This is a genomic window from Candidatus Pelagibacter sp., from assembly GCF_052049775.1.
Lineage (GTDB): Bacteria > Pseudomonadota > Alphaproteobacteria > Pelagibacterales > Pelagibacteraceae > Pelagibacter.
Window position 1 is genome coordinate 1 of sequence record NZ_JBNGZH010000063.1, and the last position, 1,381, is coordinate 1,381.

Here is a 1,381-nt window from a genome sequence, read left to right on the forward strand (position 1 = left end):
CTTATTTTTTTTTAAATAAGCAAAAAACATACCCAAAAATTTAAATCCTGAAAATTTTTGTACATTAATATTTTTAAAGATTCTCAATAATAAAACAAAAAAACCACTATCAAAAAAGACAAAATCTGCTTTTTTAAGTGATTTATAATACTCATTTGACTTTTTAATTGTTGCCAAAGCCGGTCCCGCTGGGAAAACAAATATACCTTTTTTAATTATAAGCCTTTTAAATTCCTTATTATTAATATTGATAAATTTTATCTGTTTAAAAATAATTTTACTTACCATTCGATCAAAAATTGGATGATTTATTAAAACTTTTCAATGCTATTAAATTTATAAATTCTAAGATTTTGTAAATCTATTTATATTTGAACCACGTTTACTTATCTCATTACTCATCCAATCAAAAGTTTTTTTAAGACCATCTTTTAGCTTAATTTCGTAACTCCAATTTAAAACCTCTTTAACCAAATCGTTATTGCTAGATCTACCTCTTACACCTTTTGGTTTATCTAATTGATAATCACGTTTAAGTTTTTTTACTTTAGAAATATTTTCGATTATATCAATCATTTGATTTATTGAAACTTGTTCATCACTACCAATGTTAACAGGTTCAGAATAATCAGATTCAAACAATCTTATAGTACCTTCAATACAATCATCTATATACAAAAAACTTCTAGTTTGTTTTCCATCTCCCCAAACATCAATCTTATCTTCATTATTTTTTTTAGCATTGATAATTTTTCTACATAATGCTGCTGGAGCTTTTTCTCTGCCACCATCATAAGTTCCAAAAGGTCCATAAATATTATGGTACCTTGCAATTCTAATTTCTATTCCATAATCCTCCATAAAATGTCTACACATGCGTTCACTAAATAATTTTTCCCAACCATAACCGTCTTCTGGGTCAGCTGGATAAGCATCTTTTTCTTTTAGTCCTTTGATAAACACATCTTGTTGCTTGTTTTTATTATAGGCACACGCGCTAGAAGAAAAAAAATATCTTTTAATTTTATTCTCTTTACTAGCGATTAATAAATTTGTATTGATCAAGACAGACTGCATACACTCTGCTTTATTATTCTCAATAAAACCCATTCCGCCCATATTACAAGCCATATTAAAAACATAATCAACATTTTTTGTAACTTTTCTACAATTATCAATTTCCTTCATGTCCATTGAATAATAATTTTTAGTTTTTTCAAAATCTTGAAACCAATATTCTTTTGGTTTTATATCAGTTGCTATTATAAAATTTTCATCATTCAACAATCGTTTGACAAGATGGCCCCCTATAAACCCACCTGCACCAACGACTAAAATTTTTTTATTTTTAATCATTATAAATTTTTTAATATCATTAAGT

2 protein-coding genes are annotated in these 1,381 nt (G+C 26.5%); both read right to left on the bottom strand.

Going from position 1 to position 1,381, the window contains the following annotated elements:
- Positions 1–288 (bottom strand): hypothetical protein (locus ACTT83_RS06330; RefSeq protein ID WP_440919238.1); only part of this gene is annotated, 288 nt, incomplete at its 3' end.
- A 57-nt stretch (positions 289–345) separates the two neighbouring features.
- A complete protein-coding gene (locus ACTT83_RS06335) occupies positions 346–1,356 on the bottom strand; it encodes an NAD-dependent epimerase/dehydratase family protein (RefSeq protein WP_440919239.1) in 1,011 nt (336 codons plus the stop codon).
- Positions 1,357–1,381: the final 25 nt, after the last annotated feature.